This window comes from Streptacidiphilus anmyonensis, from assembly GCF_000787855.1.
Lineage (GTDB): Bacteria > Actinomycetota > Actinomycetes > Streptomycetales > Streptomycetaceae > Streptacidiphilus > Streptacidiphilus anmyonensis.
Map to the genome: position 1 here is coordinate 1 of NZ_BBPQ01000111.1, position 17923 is coordinate 17923.

Here is a 17923-nt window from a genome sequence, read left to right on the forward strand (position 1 = left end):
CCCTGCACCGCCGCGCCCCGCGCCCCCGCGACCTTGCGCCGCCGTGCTGCATCCCGGGGCGGCGCGGCCGTGAGGTCGGGCCGGGGCCGGTCCTCCGCGTCGCGCGGGGTGCGCGAGCGACGCGCCCACGCCGGCGGGGCCGGGTGTCGGGTGCCGGGGCGCGGCCCCGGTCAGCTCTCGCCCTGGCCCGTCAGTTTGCCGAGCTGGAGTTGGAACCAGTCCAGGCGGGCCTGCAGAAGGGCTGCCTCTGCCGCGAGTTGGGGGACCAGGGCGTCCGTGCCGTCCTGGCCGGGGGCGCCGGGGTCGAGGGAGAGCGAGCCGACGCGCGGGAGCGCCGGGGCAGGCGGTGCGAGGCGCTCGTCGCAGGTGGTCACGGTCTCCGGCCCGGCGAGGCGGGCATAGGCGTCGAAGCGGAGCAGCGCGCGGTGGCCCGCGCAGGCCGCGCAACTGCCGGTGATGGCGCGCCAGCCGAGCACGCCCTCGCCGGTGTCGACGACGCCCTCCGACGCGCGACCGCAGGCGCACCGCGGGAAGTGGACGCGGCGCACGCGCTGGCGCTCGAAGCGCATGCCGCGTTCATGGCGCAGGTAGGCGCCCAGTACCGCGACCTCGAGCAGCACGGTGTCCCGGTACTCCGTCGCACAGCCGAGTTCGATCGCCGCCCCTGCGTCGTGCAGGCAGTAGAAGCCGCAGGCGCACCAGCGCGAGGGCGGGCGGTGCCGCCGCTCGTAGCCGCAGCGGGCGTCGTCGAGCGGCCCGTAGACGATGTCCCCGCCGAGCGACACGCCTCGGAAGCCGAGGCCGGTGCCGTCGGCGGAGAGCATCGGCCGGGCGATCTTGTACCCGACCGGCGGACGGTCCGGACGCTCGCGGGGAGCGCGCCGGAACCCGCTCACCGCTCTGTGCTCGACCCTGCGGTCACCGTCTCAGCGGTCACCGTCTCCGCGCGGAGCGGTAGCGCGGTGTCCGTCTCGGGCGTGGGAGGCGCCTCCTCGACGGTGGCGTCCACCACGTCCTCGGCGACGCCGGTGGCGACGAGCTTCCCCAGTTTCATGACGACCCTCTCCTGTCGGTGACGGTTCGCGATCCCATGGTGACTCAGCGGCGGCGTCGGCGGAAGAGGCCCCGCCGCCTCGGCTCCGTTTCCTCCCTGGAGCGGTCCTCCGTGGAGCGCTCCTTCTCTCCGGTCCCTCTCGTGCGCTCTTTCCCGGCGGCGACGAGTTCACGCCCCGACTCTTCTGCCTCCGACTCTTCCGGCTCCGCCTCTTCCGCCTCCGGCGGTTCGGGAGCCTCGTCGCTGCGACGGACGGCGTCCGCCGCCAGTCCGGCCAGCTTCCGGTCCTGCTCGTCGAGCCAGGGGCAGGCGAGGACGAGGGCGCAGAGTGTCGGCAGCGCCTCGACCGGTCGGGTGCGGAACGCCTGCACGGCGGAGGCGAGCCGAGAGGTGAGCAGCCGCCCGATGTCCTCCCGGGTGGCGGGCTCGCTCCAGGCGACGGCGAGCAGGGCGAGCCCGGCCGCCTCGGTGACCCAGTCCTCCGGGCCGACCAGCAGATCGGACAGGACCTGGCGGCGCTCCGACTCGGGCCACGGGGTGTCCGTGCCGTGGTGGGCGATGCCCAGGCAGGCGAAGCTCTGCACCGCGCGCACCCACAGGTCGGGCGCGTTCGCGGCGAGGGCCCGGCCGCGCTCGTCCTCGCGTGGGAGCGGCGGGTGCACCAGCACGCCGAGCAGGTCCGCGATCGGGATCGCGGCCAGCCGGACCGCGCGGTCGTAGGCGGCGGGCAGCGTCGGCCAGGCGTGCTCGGCGACGGCCCGCAGGCCCTCGCTCGCCTCCGCCGACGGAGCGGGAACGGCCGGCTCGGCGACGGTGCCGAGGTAGTTCCAGACCTGTGTGCCGACCGCGCGCAGGGGGAGCCGGGGGTCCGGCTCGGGTATGGACCGGAACTCGAGCTCGGCGTCGGGGAAGCACTGACGCAGCGTCAGCACACAGCTGGGCGCCTCGACGGCGGACCCCACGATCGAGAGCCGGTGGTGGGACTCGGCCTCGGCGCTGCGCAGGAACCGGCGCAGGGCGTTCGCCGTCGCCTCGCGCGCGGGGCTGACGCCCGCCAGCCAGGGCCGCCCGGCGCTGTGCTGGGCCAGGACCGTCCCGGCGTAGTCGTGGTCCGGGTGCTCCCGCAGATGGTCGACGAGGGCGAGGAGGTGGGCCGGGTCCTGGTCCACGGCGAAGCGGATGCCGTGAAGGGCGGGGACGACCAGCGGGTCGTGGGCGTTCGCGGCGACGGCCTTCTCCGCCCAGGGCAGGCCGAGCTCGGGCCGACCGGTCGCGGCGTACAGCTCGGCCACGTCCACGTGCAGGCTGAGGTCGGTCGGGTCGCGGGCGAGCTCGGTGGTCCAGACGGCGATCGCCTCGTCGGGTCTGTCCGCCGCGCGCAGCGCGTAGCCCAGCATGACGGCGCTCATGTGCGTGGGCTCGGCGGCGACGGCGGCACGGGCCCAGGCGATGGACTCGTCGTGGTCGCCGTAGCGCCGGGCCAGGCCGGAGGCGAGGGAGAGCAGCATCGCGTGCCGCGGATGAGCGGCGGTCACGGCGCGAACGGTGTCGTAGAAGGGCCGCAGGGAGGCGCGCAGCACCTCGGGAAAGGGGTCGGGCAGACCGGAGCCGACGATCCGGCCGATCGACTGGGCCACGACCTCGGGGTTCACCAGGGACGGCAGGTCCGGGCGGCTCAGCCAGGCCACCTCGGACCAGGGCCGCCCCGGCTCGGTGGCGACGACCTCCGCGAGCAGGCGGACCGCCTGGTCCCACTGTCCGCAGGCCGCGAGCAGGTTGGCGCGGGCCGCGACGGCGCCGATGTAGGGCCGATCCATCGGGAACAGCGCGAGCGCGGCCTCGGCGCCCCCGGCGCGTGCCGCGAGCTCGCCCAGCGCCTCGTGCGCCTCCGGCAGTTGGGGCGCGGTGGCGATCGCGTTGCCGACGTGCGTGGCGGCGTGCGCGAGATCGCCGCCGTCCATGGCGAGGCGCGCCACCGCGATCTCGCCTTCGGCGTCGAGTCGCTCCGCGCCGCCGACCGAACAGGAGTGCAAGCCGTCGAGGTCTCCGGAATCAGCCATGGCCGAACCCTAGCCCCGTACACGGACAGTCGGATGGACAGTTCGGACACGGGATGACGGGACCTTCCGGACGGTGGCGGTGGCGGTGCGGTGGCCGAGGCGGAGGCGCCCTCCCGCTCCGCCGCTGCGGGTCGGCGGCCGGGATGTCGTGGTCGGACGGCGAGCGGTACGCCCTGGAGCGTGCGGGCTGCGCCGCCGGGGACAATGTGCGGGTGCCGAGTACACAGAGAAGCAGCCAGTCGCCGTCTCCCGCGCGGAGGCGGGAGATTCTGGAGACCGCCGCGCGGGTCTTCGCGGAGCAGGGCTACAACGCCACGACCGTGCGGAAGATCGCTGACGAGGCGGGGCTGCTGGCCGGAAGCCTCTACTACCACTTCGACTCCAAGGAGTCGATGCTCGAGGAGATCCTCTCCGGCTTCCTGGACGAGCTGTGGGCCGGCTACGACGAGGTCCTCGCCGCGCAGCTCGACCCGAAGGACACCCTCGCCGCGCTGGTGACGGAGTCGTTCCGGGAGATCGACCGCCACCGGGACGCCGTGGCGATCTACCAGAAGGAGGCCCGTCAGCTCGCGGTGCAGCCGCGGTTCGCGTTCCTCGCCGAGTCGCAGCGGCGGTTCGAGCAGGTGTGGTTGGAGACCCTGGAGCGCGGGGTCTCCGCGCACGCCTTCCGTGCGGATCTGGACCTGCGCCTCGCCTACCGGTTCCTGCGCGACACGGTGTGGGTCGCCGCGTCCTGGTACCGGCCGGGTGGCGGGCACAGCCCGGAGCAGATCGCCCGCCAGTACCTGTCCATGGTCCTGGACGGGATCGCCGTCCCGGGCTGAACCCCGTGCCCGGGTCGGTCCACTCCCGGGTCGGTCCACTTCCAGGTCGGTCCACGCCCGGGTCGGTCAACGCGTCAGCCGGCCGGCAGTTCCGCGGGCGGCATCCCGGCGGGGCCCTGCTGCCTGCGGCGGCTGAACCGCAGGTACAGCGACGGCACCACGAACAGCGTGAGCAGGGTCGAGCTCACCAGGCCGCCGAGGATGACCACGGCCAGCGGGTACTCGATCTCGCGTCCCGGCTGGTTGCCCGCGATGACCAGCGGCACCAGGGCCAGGGCGGTCGCGAGCGAGGTCATCAGAATGGGCGCCAGCCGCTCGCTCGCGCCGCGGACGACGAGGTCGGGGCCGAAGGCCATGCCCTCCTCGGTCTCCAGATGCTGGCAGTGGTTGATCATCAGGATGCCGTTTCTCGCCGCGATCCCGAAGACGGTGAAGAAGCCGACCAGGGCCCCGATGGTGATCTCCGCCCCGCCGAACCAGATCGCGATCAGGCCGCCGATCAGCGCCATCGGCAGGGTGACGAAGAGCAGCGTCGCCAGCCGCCAGGAGCCGAAGGCGAGTTGCAGCAGCAGCATGATGGCCACGGCCGCCAGTGCCGCCGTCGTCAGCAGGCTCTGCTGCGCCTGCTCGCGCTCCTGGTACTCGCCGAGCAGCGCGTAGTGCGAGCCCTGCGGGACGGTCACGTTGGCGGCGAGCTTCGCGCGGATCTGGTCGACGACGGCGGAGAGGTCGCGGCCCTGCACGTTCGCGCCGACGTCGATGTAGCGGGAGTTGTCCTCACGGGTGATCAGGTAGGGGTCGGGGCCGAAGGTGACGTTCGCGACGTCGCCCAGTGTGATGTGGCCGCCGCCGGGGGTGTCCAGCGGCAGGGAGGCGATCGAGCCCGCGTTCTGCCGGACGGACGGGAGGCTCCACACGAAGACGCCGTAGACCTGGTTGTCCTCGAAGACGTTGCCCATCTCCTGGCCGGCCACCAGCGTCGCCGCCTGCCGCCGTACGTCGCCGGGCTTGAGGCCGTACTTCGCGGCCTTGGCCAGGTCGACCTCGACGTTGATCTGGGGGGTGTCCACGGACAGGGCCATGTGCGGGTCGACGACGCCGGGGACGGCGGCGACCTGGTTGAGCACGGACTGCGCCGTGCTGCGCATCTGGTTCAGGTCCTGGCCGTAGACGCGGACGGTGACCGCCTGCTGGGAGCCGGTGAGCACCTCCTCGATGCGTTCGTTGAGGTAGGTCTCCACGTCCCGGTAGAGACCGGGGTGGCTGTCGACGACCTGGCGGACCGCCGCCAGGGTCTTGTCGTAGTCGACGTTCGACGCGATGTGGATCCACACCTCGGTCGCGTTGATGCCGACGATCTCCTCGCCCTGCGGGGCGCGGCCGATGTGCGCGCCGAAGTCCTCGACGCCGGGGATGGCCTTGAGCTCCGCGTAGAGCTGGTTGGTGGTGCGCAGCACCTCGGTGTCGGAGGTGCCGGGGATGGCGTCCCAGTGGATCAGCAGGTCGCGCTGCTGGAAGGCCGGGAAGAGCGACTGGCCGAGCTGCGGCGCGACCAGGGCGCCGCACAGCACCACGGCGGCGAAGACGCCGTAGGCGGCGGTGGGCCTGGCCACGATGCGGTTCAGGAACCGCTCGTACCAGCGGCGCAGCACCCGGACCAGCGGCGACTGGAACCGCTTGAGCGGCGCGCGGCGCAGCAGGATCAGCGTCAGCGCGGGGGTGACGGTGAGCGCCACCGCCATCGAGGCGATGATCGCCAGCGTGTAGGCGAAGGCCAGCGGCCGGAAGAAGGACGCCGTCAGGCCGTGCAGCAGGAAGATCGGCACGGCCGCCGCGACGATGATCAGTGTCGCGTAGACGATCGGGCTGCGGACCTCCAGCGAGGCGCCCAGGATGATCCGGGCGGTGGACTTGGTGGCCTTGCCGTCGTCCTTGCCGGTGCGGCGGGCGATGCGCAGGCGTCTCAGGATGTTCTCGACGTCGATGATCGCGTCGTCGACGACGGCGCCGAGCGCGATGATCAGGCCGGCCAGCACCATCGTGTTGACGGTGGTGCCGAGCGCTCTGAGCACCAGCACGGTCGCGGTCAGCGAGAGCGGGATGCTGACCAGGCTGATCAGCGCCACCCGCCACTCGAAGAGGAACAGCACCAGGATCACCACGACCAGCAGGAAGCCGAGCAGCAGCGAGTCCAGCAGGTTGTGGATGGAGTCGTCGATGAAGTCGGCCGGCCGGAAGATGTGCGAGTCGAAGGCGACGCCCTTCAGCCCGGGCTGGAGCGACCTGAGCGCGTCGTCGACCGCCGAGGTGATCTTGAGGGTGTTGCCCCACGGCAGCTTCTCGACGACCAGCAGGATGCCCGGCTTGCCGTTGATGACCGCGTCGCCGATGAGCGGCTGGTAGTTCTCGACGACGTCGCCGATCTGGCCCAGCGTCACCTTCTTCCCCTGGGCGGCCTGGTCCTCCAGCGGGATCTTGGCCAGGTCGGCCGGGCTCTGCACGGACAGCTGGTGGGCGACCTGGAGCCGCTGGTTGCCGAGCCCCGGCGCGCCCTGTCCGTCGAGGTACCCGCCCGCGCCGACGACGGCGCCGGTGGAGAACTGCAGCGCGCCGGAGTCCAGCGCGTCGGCGGTGGACCGCTCCACGTTGTCCAGGGTGACCTGCTGCGCCGCCATCTTCTTCGGGTCCACCTGGACCTGGAAGGTCTCCGGTCGCTGGTCCCAGATCGACACGTCCGCCACGCCGTCGACGTGCAGCAGCCGGGGCTTGACGTTCCAGTAGGCGAGCTGCGACAGCTCCATGGGCGTCAGCGGCTTGCCGTCCGGGCCGTTGCCGCTGGCGGTCATGCCGATCTGCACGACGCGCGCGGTCGCGGAGACCGGCGCGAGGATGACGGGCGGACTCGCCCAGCGCGGCAGCGTCGGCCGGACCGTGGCCAGCCGCTCGGCCACCAGCTGGCGGGCCCGGAGCAGGTTCGTGTTCTGCGAGAACACCATGACGATGGAGGAGAGCTGCGGCACCGAGGTGGACCGCATCTGGCTCAGCCCCGGCATGCCGTTCATCGCCAGTTCCAGCGGCACGGTGACGAGTTGCTCCACGTCGGAGGTGGACAGCCCGAGGCTCTCGGTCTGGATCTCCACCTGCGGGGGAGCGAACTCGGGGAAGACGTCGAGCGGGGTGCTGGGCATGGTCGCGATGCCGACCGTCATCAACGCGACGGCGGCGGCCACCACCAGGAAGCGGAAACTCAGGCTCCAGGCGACGATGGCGCGCATCACGCCGCCGTGCCCCTTCACCGTCCCCGTCGTCGGCGCGCGCATCATTCCTCCCCCACTCCGTACTCGGTGCCCAGCAGCTCGGCCGCGCCGGTGACGACCACCGGCGTTCCGGCGACGGGTCCCGCGCTGAGGACGACCGTGTCGCCGTCGTAGCGGGCGATGGTGATGGCGTGGCGCGTGTAGGCGTGGCCGCCGTCCGGCACGTACACCCAGGGGACGCCGTCCGGGTCGTAGATCACGGCGGTGATGGGCACCTCCGTCTCACCGCCCGCCCCCGGGGCGACGGTCACGGTCCGCACCCGCAGGCGCTGTTCCGCGAGCGGAGTGAGCACGACCTTCTGCACGTGCCCGTATCCGGGCAGTGCGGCGACGGAACTCGGCAGCGGCGCGAGCGTCGCGGGCGTGTAGGAGGCGGGGGTCTGGTCCTTGGGCCCGCAGGCCGCGACCACGGGCAGCCCCACGACCGCGGCCACCACGACGACGAGTACGCGCGCCCGCGACATCAGGCTGCGCCTTCCTCAGCGGCGGGCGGCGTGCCGACTTCAGGGGAGCGGGGAACGGCGCGAGAACCCCCGGCGTGCGGATGGCCCTGCGCGTTCGGGGCGTCATCCGGCTGGGGTGGGGGTCCCCCCAGCCCAAGGCCGCGGGACTGTCGCGCAGTTCGTCGCGCCCCTGGGGGCGTTCCCAGCGCCGTCGCGCTCGGGCCGGACTCCGGGGTGGCGTGCTCGGGGCCGCCCGGCTCGCCGTCGTCGCTCGGGAAGAGCTCCGCCTCGTCCTCCTCCACCGGGCCCTGACCCGCGAACGCGGGGAGCAGGAAGAGGGTGACCACCGTGGCCGTCACCGCGCCGCCGATGAGGACGAAGGAGAGGGGACGCACCAGCTCCAGGCCCGCGATGTCGCCGCGCAGGGTGAACGGCACGACCATGAGGATCAGGCCGACCGCCGAGGCGACCACCGGGAACGACGCCTCCCGGGCCGCGAGGCCCGCCGCGCCCGCCCGGCCGCTCAGCTCCAGATCGCGGGTGCGGCGCAGCACCCGGATGCCGCCGCGCACCGCCAGCGCCAGCACGCCGAGGAAGCCGATCAGCGTCCCGGCCGTCAGCGTGCGGCCCGCCGCGTACGCGGTCAGCGCGCCGCCGGCCAGGGACAGCGGGAGCGAGGCGAGCAGCAGTCCGGCCCGCGACCAGCTCCGCAGTGCCGCCTGGAACAGCAGCAGCGTGCCCAGCACGCAGCCGATGGCGACGAGGATGATCACCAGCGAGGCGCTCTGCTGCTCCGCCAGCCCGCTGGAGACCTCCGCGTGGTAGCCGAGGGGGAGGGCGACGCCGCGTACGGCCGCCTGGACCCGGGTGACGGCGGTGTCCGCGTCGATGCCGTGCAGCTGGGCGGTGATGTCGAGGTAGCGGGACGCCTGCTCGTGGTCGATCTCCGTCGGCGTCGGCGCGATGCTCACGGTGGCGACGTTCTTGAGGGCGACCTGCCCGCCGCTGGGGGTGTCCAGCATCAGGTTCTGGATGTCGCCCAGGTTCTGGCGGACCGCCGGGACGCTCCACACCGCGACGTCGAAGATCTGCTGCTGCTGGTAGTAGCTGCCGACCGGGATGCCGGAGATCAGGACCGCCGTCGCCCGGCGCACGTCTCCGGGGGAGAGGCCGTACTGGGCCGCCTTGTCCACGTTCGTGTCGATCAGGACGGAGGGCTCCTGCGCCGGCTGGTGGACCGTCGCGCCGCTGACACCGCCGATGCCGTCGACGACGGACCGCAGCCGGTTCGCGTCGGCGGTCAGCGTGGCCCAGTCGGTGCCGTAGAGACGGACCGTCAGCGGTGCGCCGTTGCCGGGATCGGTGTTCGACGCCGGGGCCTTGGCGAGCGCGGTCTGCGCGTACGTCAGCAACTGGTGGCTCAGCCCGGGGTAGTGGCTGAGCACCTGGGCGATCGCGGTCTTCGTCCGGTCCAGGTTCGCGCCGCCGGAGACGGTGACCCAGGTCTGGGCCGAGTCCACGTTGACGATCTGGTCGCCGAGCAGGGCCTGGCCGATGTCGCTGGCCACCCCCGTCACGCCGGGGACCGCGCGCAGCTCGGCGCCGGCCGCCTGGGTGGTCTGCCGCATGGCGGGCAGCGAGGTGCCGGGGGCGGCGCTCCACTGCACCACGAGGTTCCGGTCCTGCGGGGTGGGCAGCAGGGTGCCGCCGCCGAACTGCGGGATGATCGCCAGCGCGCCCAGCGCCAGCACACCGGCCACCACGAGGGACGCGGCGCGACGACGGGCGAAGACGGCGGCGAGGCTGTCGTAGGCGGCCTCGATCCAACGCGCCACGGGCGGGACGGCGCGTCCCTCGGGGGTACGCCGCAGCAGCAGGAGCGCGAGCGCCGGGGTGACGGTCAGGGCGACGGCGGTCGCGGCGACCATGGTGAGCACGTAGGTGAAGAGCATCGGCCGGGTCAGCGCGCCGTCGCTGCCCGGGACCAGCAGCAGCGGGACGGCGGCGAGCAGCAGCACGGCCAGCGCCCAGCCGAGCGGGCGGCGCACGCCCAGCAGCGCGTCGGTGATCGCGGCCGCGCGCCCCTCCCGGCTCTCCCGGCCCTCCCGGTCGTCGCCGCCGTCGCCGTCCCCGCCAGGTGGCGGCCGGTCGAGGCCGCGTTGCACGGCGGCGATGGCGGACACGGCGTCGTCCACGATGACGGCCAGGGCGACGGCGAGGCCGGCCAGAGTGAACCAGCTGAAGGTCGCGCCGCGCAGTTGGACCACCCAGGCCGCGGTGATCATCGGCAGCGTGACCGCGACCAGCCCGACCAGCGCCACCCGCCACGAGCGCCAGGCCACCGCGAACCACGCGACCAGCAGCACCAGCCCGGCCAGGGCGGCCCAGCCGAGGTTGCGCAGCATGGAGTCCAGGTAGTTCGCGGGCCGGTAGACGTCGGTGTCGACCTTGACGCCGGCGAGGCCGGGCGCGAGCTCCGCCATGGCCTGCCGCACGCCCCGGTCCACGGCGAGCGCGTCGGCGCCGGGGAACTTCTCGACGACCAGCAGGAAGCCGGTGCCGTCGGCGGACTGCGAGGACAGCACCGCGTCGCCGCGCAGCAGCGGGTGGTCCTCGACGACCGTCGCCACGTCGCCGAGCTTCAGCTTGCTGACGCCGGTGTCGACCTCGACGGGGACCTTGGCCAGGTCCTGCGGCGTGGAGATCGGCAGCAGGTGCTGGATGGAGAGGCGCTGGTTGGGCGTGTCGATGAAGCCGTCCGCGCCGGGGGAGGACGCCTCGACGAAGGAGAGCGGGGAGGTCCACATGGCGTCACCGGCGGTGTTGATCACCTGAGTGAGCGTCACGCCCTTGGCGTGCATCTTCGCCGGGTCGACCAGGACCTGGAGCTGCTGGTCGCGCTGCCCCCAGATGGTCACGTTGGCGACGCCGGGCACGGCCAGCAGCCGTGGGCGGATCCGCCAGCGGGCGAGGGTGGACAGGCTGATGGGGCTGACCTTCGTGGAGGAGATGCCGACCATCAGCCCGCGGGTCTCGGCGGAGAGCGGCTGCACCATGACGGGCGGGGTGCCCACGTTGACCACGGCCGGGCCCTGGGTCACGCGTTCCTGGACCAGTTGGCGGTCCTGGTAGATGTCGGTGCCGGCCTGGAAGGTCAGTTCGATGTCGGAGAGCCCTGGGATCGAACGGGAGCGCATGTGGTCCAGGAAGGCGATGCCGTTGAGCTCGTCCTCCATCGGCACGGTGATCAGCTGCTCCACCTCGTTGGTGGAGAGCCCGACCGCCTCGGTCTGGACCTCCACCTGGGGCGGCAGGAACTCCGGCAGCGTGTCCACCGCCGCGTGGCGCAGGGATCCGATGCCGAGCCCCATCAGGACGAGCGCGGCGACGACGACGGCGGCGGCGAGTCGCAGGCACGAAGAGATCAGCCAACGCACGAGACGTTTCCCCCGTTCTTGGTTCCCCCCACGGCGGCTCCATCTGACGTCCTGTCAGAACGCCTCGGAAAGAGCTGGCCGAGGCGGCCTGATGGTGGATGCCGTGTTCTGTCCCCCGGTGTGAAAGTCGTCTAACACAACTACCCACGTTCGGCCGAATGCGGAAAGTTCTCGCATGTATGCGGAGCGTGGTCCCCTGATTGCGTGAAGATGACGTGAAGTGAGTGTGACACTACGTTCCGTGCCCTGCCAAGAGACGGGGCATATCGGGACGGCAACGGTGGTTGGAGACGTTCATGAGCCTCGAAGCCCCGCCCGCCCGTCCGTTCGTGCTGATCAGCGCGGCCATGTCCGTCGACGGGCACATCGACGACGCCACGGAGGAGCGGCTGCTGCTCTCCTCTCCCGAGGACTTCGACCGGGTCGACGAGCTGCGGGCCGGGAGCGACGCTGTCCTCGTCGGCGCAGGCACGCTGCGCGCCGACGACCCCCGCCTGGAGGTCCGCGACGCAGCGCGTCGCGAGGCGCGCGTGGCGGGCGGTCTGACGGAGCATCCGCTCAAGGTGGCCCTGGCCGGCCACGGCGGCCTCGCTCCCGAGCTGCGCCTGTGGCACAGCGGCGGCGCCAAGCTCGTCCTCGCACCGGACGCGGCCGTCCCCGGCCTGCGGGAGTCCCTGGGCGGGCTGGCCGAGATCGTCGGCACCGGCCCGGAGCTGGACGCGGGGCGGGTGCTGGACGCGCTGGCCGCGCGGGGCGTGCGCCGGCTCATGGTCGAGGGCGGCGGAGCCGTCCAGTCCCTCTTCCTGACGGCGGGTCTGGTCGACGAGGTCCAGCTGGCCGTCGCGCCGTTCTTCGTCGGCGAAGCATCCGCTCCGCGGTTCGCCCCACCGGTGGGGAGGGTGTTCCCGCAGGACGCGACGCACCGCATGACGCTGCTGGACGCGCAGACCCTCGGGGACATCGTGGTGCTGCGGTATGCCGCGCGGCGCGCGGACGCGTCACTGGTCACGGCAGCGGACCTCGACTGGATGCGGGTCGCGATCGACCTCTCGCGTCAGTGTCCGCCGTCGGAGACGGCGTACTCCGTCGGCGCAGTCGTCGTCGCCGCGGACGGCACGGAGATGGCGCGCGGGTTCTCACGCGAGGGCGGCGACGACAAGGTCCACGCGGAGGAGTCCGCGCTGGGCAAGATCGATCCGCGGGACCCGCGGCTCCGCACGGCGACGATCTACTCCACGCTGGAGCCCTGCTCGGTCCGCGCCTCCCGCCCCTCCCCGTGCGCGGAACTGATCCGCGCGGCGGGCATCGGCCGCGTCGTCCTGGCCTGGCGCGAGCCCGCGCTGTTCGTCGCCGACTGCCAGGGCGTCGAACTGCTGGAAGCCGCGGGCGCGACGGTGGTGGAGACGCGGGCTTTGGCGGAAGAGGCACGCGCGGTCAACGCGCACCTCGTGTAGCGGCGACTTCAGGGGCGCGGGGAGCTGCGCGACAAGCCACCCACCCACGTAGCGCGCCGAACGAGCGGGGCCATCCGCAGGTCGGTGGTTCCTCGCGCCCCTAGAGACGCCTCACGGCGTGTTGATCATGCTTTCCGCCGCGTAGACGAGGTAGCCCCAGAGCTCCTCCTCGGACTCCGCGTCCAGCGCCAGCTCGTCCACCGCGTCGCGCATGTGCCGCAGCCAGGCGTCGTGCGCGGCGCGGTCGACCTTGAAGGGGGCGTGGCGCATGCGCAGGCGCGGGTGGCCGCGGCCCTCGCTGTAGGTGCGGGGGCCGCCCCAGTACTGCATGAGGAAGAGGGTGAGGCGCTCCTCAGCCGGGCCGAGGTCCTCCTCGGGGTACATCGGGCGCAGGAGCGGGTCGGCGGCCACGCCCTCGTAGAACCGGTGGACCAGGCGGCGGAAGGTCGGCTCGCCGCCGACGCGCTCGTAGAAGGTCTGGGTCTGCAGGGTGCCCCGCTTGATCTGGTCCACGTGCCCATCCTCTCAGACCGTGGAAGTCACGCGTCGTCCCACCGGAAAAGCCGCAGCGAGACCGCGCACAGCACGGCCGCGAGGGCCAGCAGGCCACCGATCGTCGGCAGCGCCGCGTCCACGCCCTTGCCCCGGCTGAGGACGTCCTGCATGGCCGCGGCGAGGTGGTGCAGCGGCATGACCTGGGCGATGCCCTGCACCCAGCCGGGGGCGTAGTCCAGCGGGAAGAAGGAGCCCGACAGGAAGGCCATCGGCAGGACGATCAGCTGCGCCGCGCTCTGCGCGGCGTTCTCGGTCTTGGCGAAGGAGCCCGCGAGCAGGCCGATGGACATGAAGCAGAGCGACCCGCTGAGCACCAGCGGGACGGCGAGCCACCAGTCCCCGGTCAGCTGGAGGCCGTAGTACGGCAGCGTCGCCACGCCGAGGAAGACGGCGGTCTGCACCAGGGCGACCAGCAGCGTCACCGCCGTGGGCGCGGCGATCACCCCGGCGAGGCCGACGGGCGCCAGTCGCAGCCGCCGCAGCATGCGCTTGCGCCGCCAGGCCACCAGCGTCAGCGCGGCGGAGAAGGTGCCGGAGGTGGCGACGGCCCAGCCCAGCAGGCCGGGGTGAGGTACTGGATCGGCTTGACCTACTGGTCCTCGACCTGGGCGGTCGTCAGCGTCCAGGCCCCCAGCTCCGGCTCGTGGACCAGCGCGCAGGCGATGGACAGGCGCTGCGCCTGGCCGCCGGAGAGCTTCTCCGCCTGCGTGCCCGCGAACTCGGCGAGCCCCACGCGGGCCAGCATCTCCTCGGCCCGGCGCGGGCCGACGCCGTAGAGGGAGGCGAAGGTCGCCAGCTGCTCACGGGCGGTCAGCCGCTCGAAGAAGGCCGACGCCTGGAGCTGCACCCCGATGCGCGGCAGCAGCCGGGGGTTGCGCGGCCAGGGGCGTTCGCCGAGGAGCGTGGCGGTGCCCTCGTCGGGCTCGCGCGGCCCCTCGAGTATCTCCAGGGTGGTGGTCTTGCCCGCCCCGTTCGGGCCGAGCAGACCGAAGAACTCGCCGCGTCGGACGGAGAGCGAGACTCCGTCGACGGCCTGCACCGCGCCGTAGCGCTTGCGCAGGCCGTCGGCGGTGATCGCCGCGTCGTCGTCCCCTGTCACCGTGCCCCCCGTTCGGTGTCTGGGTACTCACTCAGTCCCGGTTCAGGCGCAGTGGACCGTGATCGTCGTCCACGCGCCGACGTGGATCCGGTCGCCGTTCTTGAGCTCGACCGGGGTGAACGCCGGCAGCGGGTCTGGGCTGCCGTTCAGCGAGGTGCCGTTGGTGGAGTCCTGGTCGATGACGACCCAGCCGCCGTTCGGCTGCTCCTGGAGCAGCGCGTGGTTGTGCGAGGCCCCCGGGTCCTCCGGGGCGATCGACAGGTCGATCTCCGGGACGGTGCCGCGCTGGTGGCTGCGGCGGCCGATGCGGAGCTGGCCCTGACCGGTCATCGGGACCCGGCGCTCGGGGGAGTAGGGCGGGAAGTAGAGCCCGCCGGCCTCGGGACCGCTGCGGGCCATCATGTCCTGGAAGTAGTCGCGGTCGGCGCTGACCACGGCGATCCAGGTGCCCCGGTACCCGGGCGCGCCCTGCTGCGGCGCCTGGCCCATGGAGCTCGACGGCGGTCCGAAGGGGTCCGCGCCGCCGGGCGCGCCCGGGCCCTCGGCGCCGGCCGGGGTCGGCGGAGCCAGGACGTACTCGGTGTTGCCGCCGTTGGTGTCCCCGGTGATGTACGCGCCGTACCCGCCGCCGTTGGTGACCGGCCCGGAGACCGGCTCCCCCAGGCCGGGGTGGGCCGGCGCCTGCGGCGTGCCCGCGGACACGGGCTGCTGCTGGAACGGCTGCTGCTGCGCGGGCGCCTGCTGGAACGGCTGCTGCTGCGCGGGCGGCTGCTGGAACGGCTGCTGGAAGGGCTGCTGGAACGGCTGGCTGAAGGACTGCGGCACGGGCTGCTGGCCGGGGACCGGAGCCGGACCGGGCATCGGCGCACCCCCCTGCGGTGCCAGGTCCCAGTCGTAGCCGCACTCCTCGCAGTAGCGGCCCGTGCGCGGAGTGGTGCAGATCGGACAGACCGGCAGACCGGTCGTCGGCGTCGCGGGTGCGGGCGCGGACGGCGCGGGCTGCTGCCACGGCTGGCCCGCGCCCGGCTGCTGCTGCGGGGCGGCCGGCTGCCCGGTCATGGGCGTCCCGCAGTAGTCGCAGTAGTCCGTGGTCTGCGAGGTGTGGCCGTTCGGGCAGATCGGCATCGTGCAAGCCCCCCTCGGGCAAGCTAGGCGTCGGTCGGGTGCGGGGGGACCCCCGCTACTTCTTCACCCTGACGGTCTTGGTGGAGCGGGTTTCGAGCGTCATCGAGTCCTCCTCGCTCACGTTCTTACGGAAGCGAACGGTACCTTCCTTCGCGTCGACCACGTCGACCACCTTCGACAGCAGTTTGAAGGTGTCCTCGTTGCCCGACTCGGCCGCGAGCTGAACGGCCTTGCCCAGCTTGGCAGTCGCCGTGTCGAGGTCGCCGCGGCGGTGGGCGTCGAGGCCCTCCTGGATGGCGCCCGCGAGCTCCGCCTGGCCGGTGTAGTGCGCGACCTGCGGGTTGATCTTGGTGGAGGCGTTGAGGTCGTCCGTCCAGACCGCCTTGACCAGACCCTGCGAGAGCACCTCGGAGGTCCCGTCCGGCTGCGGCACGACCAGGCTGATCCGGCCGGCCAGCATCTCGTCGCCGACGCCCGCCGGCGGCACCTCGATGCAGACGTGGTAGTCGCGGCTCTCGTCGCCCCAGGAGCCGGTCGGGTAGTCGCCGGCGCGCGGGCCCGCGTCGACGCGACGGCCGCTCAGGTCCTCGACGACGGGGGCGACCTGCTTGACGAACTTCACCGTCGCGTTGGCCGGCGTCCACACGCGCAGGGCGACGTCGGCCACGGCCTTGCCCATGGCCTTCTCCATCATCGCCCGGAAGTCCTCGGCGAGGCCGGAGGGGTCGGCGACGATGTCGACGCTGCCCAGCAGGGCCGAGGAGATCCGGCGCAGCTCGGCGACCTCCCAGTCGGTCCCGACGCCGCGGCAGTCCGCGGTGAAGCGGCCCTGGACCCGGTCCAGGGTGTGCTGGAGCTGGTCCGGACGCTCGTGCTCGTTGCGGCCGTCGGTCAGCAGGATCGCGTGCCGGATGGAGATGTCGGGCCGGGTGGAGAAGATCTGGTCGGCCTTGGTCAGCCAGGTCCCGATCGCGGTGCCGCCGCCCGGGGTGAGCCGGCGCAGCGACTGCTTGGCCTCCTCCCGGGTGCCCGGCGAGGAGATCGCCAGCTGCCCCGCGCCCGGGTAGACCTCCTTGGCCTCGTGCGTGCCCGCGACCACGGCGAAGGCGACGCCGTCGCGGACGGAGTCGATCGCGGCGGCCGTGGCCTCGCGCGCGTTGCGGATCTTGGTGGGCGGGTAGTCCATCGAGCCCGAGCAGTCCACGGCGATGACCACGGCCGCGTCCGGGCCGTCCAGTGCCGCGCCGTAACCGGCGGCCGGGAGGGCCGCGCTGGTGCCGCCGCCGGTCGCGGTGACGGTGACGATCGCGTTGACCTCGTTCGCCCCCTGCGCGAGGTACGCGTTCTGGAAGATGTCGACGGAGAACTGCGGGAAGTTGGACTTGGTGAGCTTGGCCATGGTTCAGCTCTCCCCCTCGCGTAGCTGAATGGTGGGTGAATCGAGGCTGTCGCCGACGAGAGTGGGCGGATGGTTGGGCATGGTGGGCTCGTGCGGTTCGACGCGGTCGACGGGCAGCAGGGCGACGGTGACGTTGTCGTGCCCGCCGCGGTCGCAGGCGTAACGCGCGAGGGTCTGCGCGGCGTGCAGCGGCTTGGTGCGGGCGTCCGCCGGGACGACGGCCGCGAGGTCGGCGGCGGCCTCGGCGTAGTTCCACAGGCCGTCGGTACAGATCAGCACGGTGCCGGGGGCGTCAGGGGTGAAGGTGAGGGTGTGCGGCTCGACCTCGATCGCGTCCGCGCCGAGCCAGCCGGTGATGGCGTGCGCGCGCGGGTCGGCGAAGGCCTCCGCCTCCGACATCAGCCCCGCCTCGACCATCCGGGTCGCCCAGGAGTCGTCGACGGTCAGGCGGCGCGAGCCGGAGCGGTCGTCCGGGAACCAGTAGGCCCGGCTGTCGCCGACCCAGCCGACGGTGACCCGACCCTCCGTCACCACCGCGCTGACGATGGTGCAGGCGGGCGCGTTGCGGCTGGGCTCGCGCTCGTACTCGTCGGCCAGCTCGTCCACGCGGTTGGCCGCGGTCATGATTGCTTCCGTCATCGCGGTCTCCGGCTCCACGCCGGACTCCAGCGCCTCCAGCAGCGCCTCGCTGGCGCTGTCGGCGGCGGCCTGCGAGGCGTCGTCCGGGCGGGTCGCCGAGGAGACGCCGTCGCACACGACGGCGACGACGGCGGAGCTGCCGTCCGGACGGGAGGTGGCGGCGACGGCGAAGGCGTCCTCGTTCCGGTGGTGCCGGTGCCCGCGGTCGCTCACGCCGCAGACGCCGTTCAGCGACCGCTCCTGATGGTCCCTCGGCCTCGGCTGCGCGAGGCCGCAGGCCTCGCAGTACCCGTCGGTGTCGATCCGCTGCGCGCCGCAGCCGACGCAGACGCGGCTGTCGCCCACGGGCACGCTGCTCCACGGGTCCGGCGCCCCGGCGGTGCCGCCGCCGGGCTCCTCCACCTCGGTGGCGAGCACGGGCGCGGCCAGCACGAAGTCGCCGGTGGCACCGGAGGGCACGTGCGCGGCGCCTGCGCCTTCGGCCCCGCCGAACCCGCCCGCGTGCGCGGGCGCTCCC

13 protein-coding genes and 1 pseudogene are annotated in these 17923 nt (G+C 73.1%); 2 read left to right on the forward strand and 12 right to left on the reverse strand.

What is annotated here, in order from left to right:
* Window positions 1-170: 170 nt before the first annotated feature.
* The 3 genes from TR50_RS40460 to TR50_RS40465 are packed head-to-tail and all read right to left on the reverse strand — an operon-like array spanning window position 171 to window position 3114.
* Window positions 171-896: a hypothetical protein gene (locus tag TR50_RS40460; protein WP_042434971.1), complete on the reverse strand. Its 726-nt coding sequence runs from the start codon at window positions 894-896 to the stop codon at window positions 171-173.
* Window positions 893-1054 (reverse strand): hypothetical protein, encoded by a 162-nt coding sequence (locus TR50_RS47410; protein WP_160311273.1) that lies wholly within the window; start codon window positions 1052-1054, stop codon window positions 893-895. The genes TR50_RS40460 and TR50_RS47410 overlap by 4 nt, the downstream gene beginning before the upstream one ends.
* 44 nt (window positions 1055-1098) lie before the next feature.
* Window positions 1099-3114, reverse strand: a complete 2016-nt coding sequence (locus TR50_RS40465) for a tetratricopeptide repeat protein (protein WP_152648910.1) — start codon at window positions 3112-3114, stop codon at window positions 1099-1101.
* Between the two features lie 212 nt (window positions 3115-3326).
* Here TR50_RS40465 and TR50_RS40470 point away from each other — a divergent pair, with 212 nt between their 5' ends.
* Window positions 3327-3938, forward strand: a complete 612-nt coding sequence (locus TR50_RS40470) for a TetR/AcrR family transcriptional regulator (RefSeq protein WP_042434987.1) — start codon at window positions 3327-3329, stop codon at window positions 3936-3938.
* 74 nt (window positions 3939-4012) lie between these two features.
* Here TR50_RS40470 and TR50_RS40475 read toward each other — a convergent pair whose 3' ends face one another.
* From TR50_RS40475 to TR50_RS40485, 3 genes are read right to left on the reverse strand one after another with little or no spacing between them, the layout of a single operon-like run.
* Window positions 4013-7258, reverse strand: a complete 3246-nt coding sequence (locus TR50_RS40475) for an efflux RND transporter permease subunit (protein WP_201776940.1) — start codon at window positions 7256-7258, stop codon at window positions 4013-4015.
* Window positions 7258-7719 (reverse strand): hypothetical protein, encoded by a 462-nt coding sequence (locus TR50_RS40480; protein ID WP_042434973.1) that lies wholly within the window; start codon window positions 7717-7719, stop codon window positions 7258-7260. The genes TR50_RS40475 and TR50_RS40480 overlap by 1 nt, the downstream gene beginning before the upstream one ends.
* Entirely contained in the window at window positions 7719-11135 is a 3417-nt protein-coding gene (locus TR50_RS40485; RefSeq protein WP_052441860.1) for an efflux RND transporter permease subunit, read from the reverse strand. Before TR50_RS40485 ends, TR50_RS40480 begins: the two co-directional genes overlap by 1 nt.
* A 296-nt stretch (window positions 11136-11431) precedes the next feature.
* Between TR50_RS40485 and TR50_RS40490 the strand changes: the two genes are divergently transcribed.
* A complete protein-coding gene (locus tag TR50_RS40490; protein ID WP_042434975.1) occupies window positions 11432-12589 on the forward strand; it encodes a dihydrofolate reductase family protein in 1158 nt (385 codons plus the stop codon).
* 111 nt (window positions 12590-12700) lie between these two features.
* Here the strand turns inward: TR50_RS40490 and TR50_RS40495 are convergent, their stop codons facing one another.
* From TR50_RS40495 to TR50_RS40520, 6 genes and pseudogenes are all read right to left on the reverse strand, one after another.
* Window positions 12701-13102 carry a globin gene (locus TR50_RS40495; RefSeq protein WP_042434976.1) on the reverse strand — a complete coding sequence of 134 codons (402 nt, stop codon included), beginning with the start codon at window positions 13100-13102 and terminating at the stop codon, window positions 12701-12703.
* A 26-nt stretch (window positions 13103-13128) separates the two neighbouring features.
* Complete coding sequence (locus tag TR50_RS40500) at window positions 13129-13650, reverse strand: ABC transporter permease (protein WP_052441861.1); 522 nt, start codon at window positions 13648-13650, stop codon at window positions 13129-13131.
* An 86-nt stretch (window positions 13651-13736) separates the two neighbouring features.
* Window positions 13737-14243, reverse strand: a pseudogene (locus TR50_RS47545) (ABC transporter ATP-binding protein); the annotation flags it as partial.
* Between the two features lie 42 nt (window positions 14244-14285).
* Entirely contained in the window at window positions 14286-15368 is a 1083-nt protein-coding gene (locus TR50_RS40510; protein WP_042434978.1) for an FHA domain-containing protein, read from the reverse strand.
* Between the two features lie 55 nt (window positions 15369-15423).
* Entirely contained in the window at window positions 15424-16767 is a 1344-nt protein-coding gene (locus tag TR50_RS40515) for a vWA domain-containing protein (protein ID WP_042434981.1), read from the reverse strand.
* A 3-nt stretch (window positions 16768-16770) separates the two neighbouring features.
* The coding region (locus TR50_RS40520; protein WP_152648911.1) for a PP2C family protein-serine/threonine phosphatase at window positions 16771-17923 on the reverse strand (1153 nt) is incomplete at its 5' end.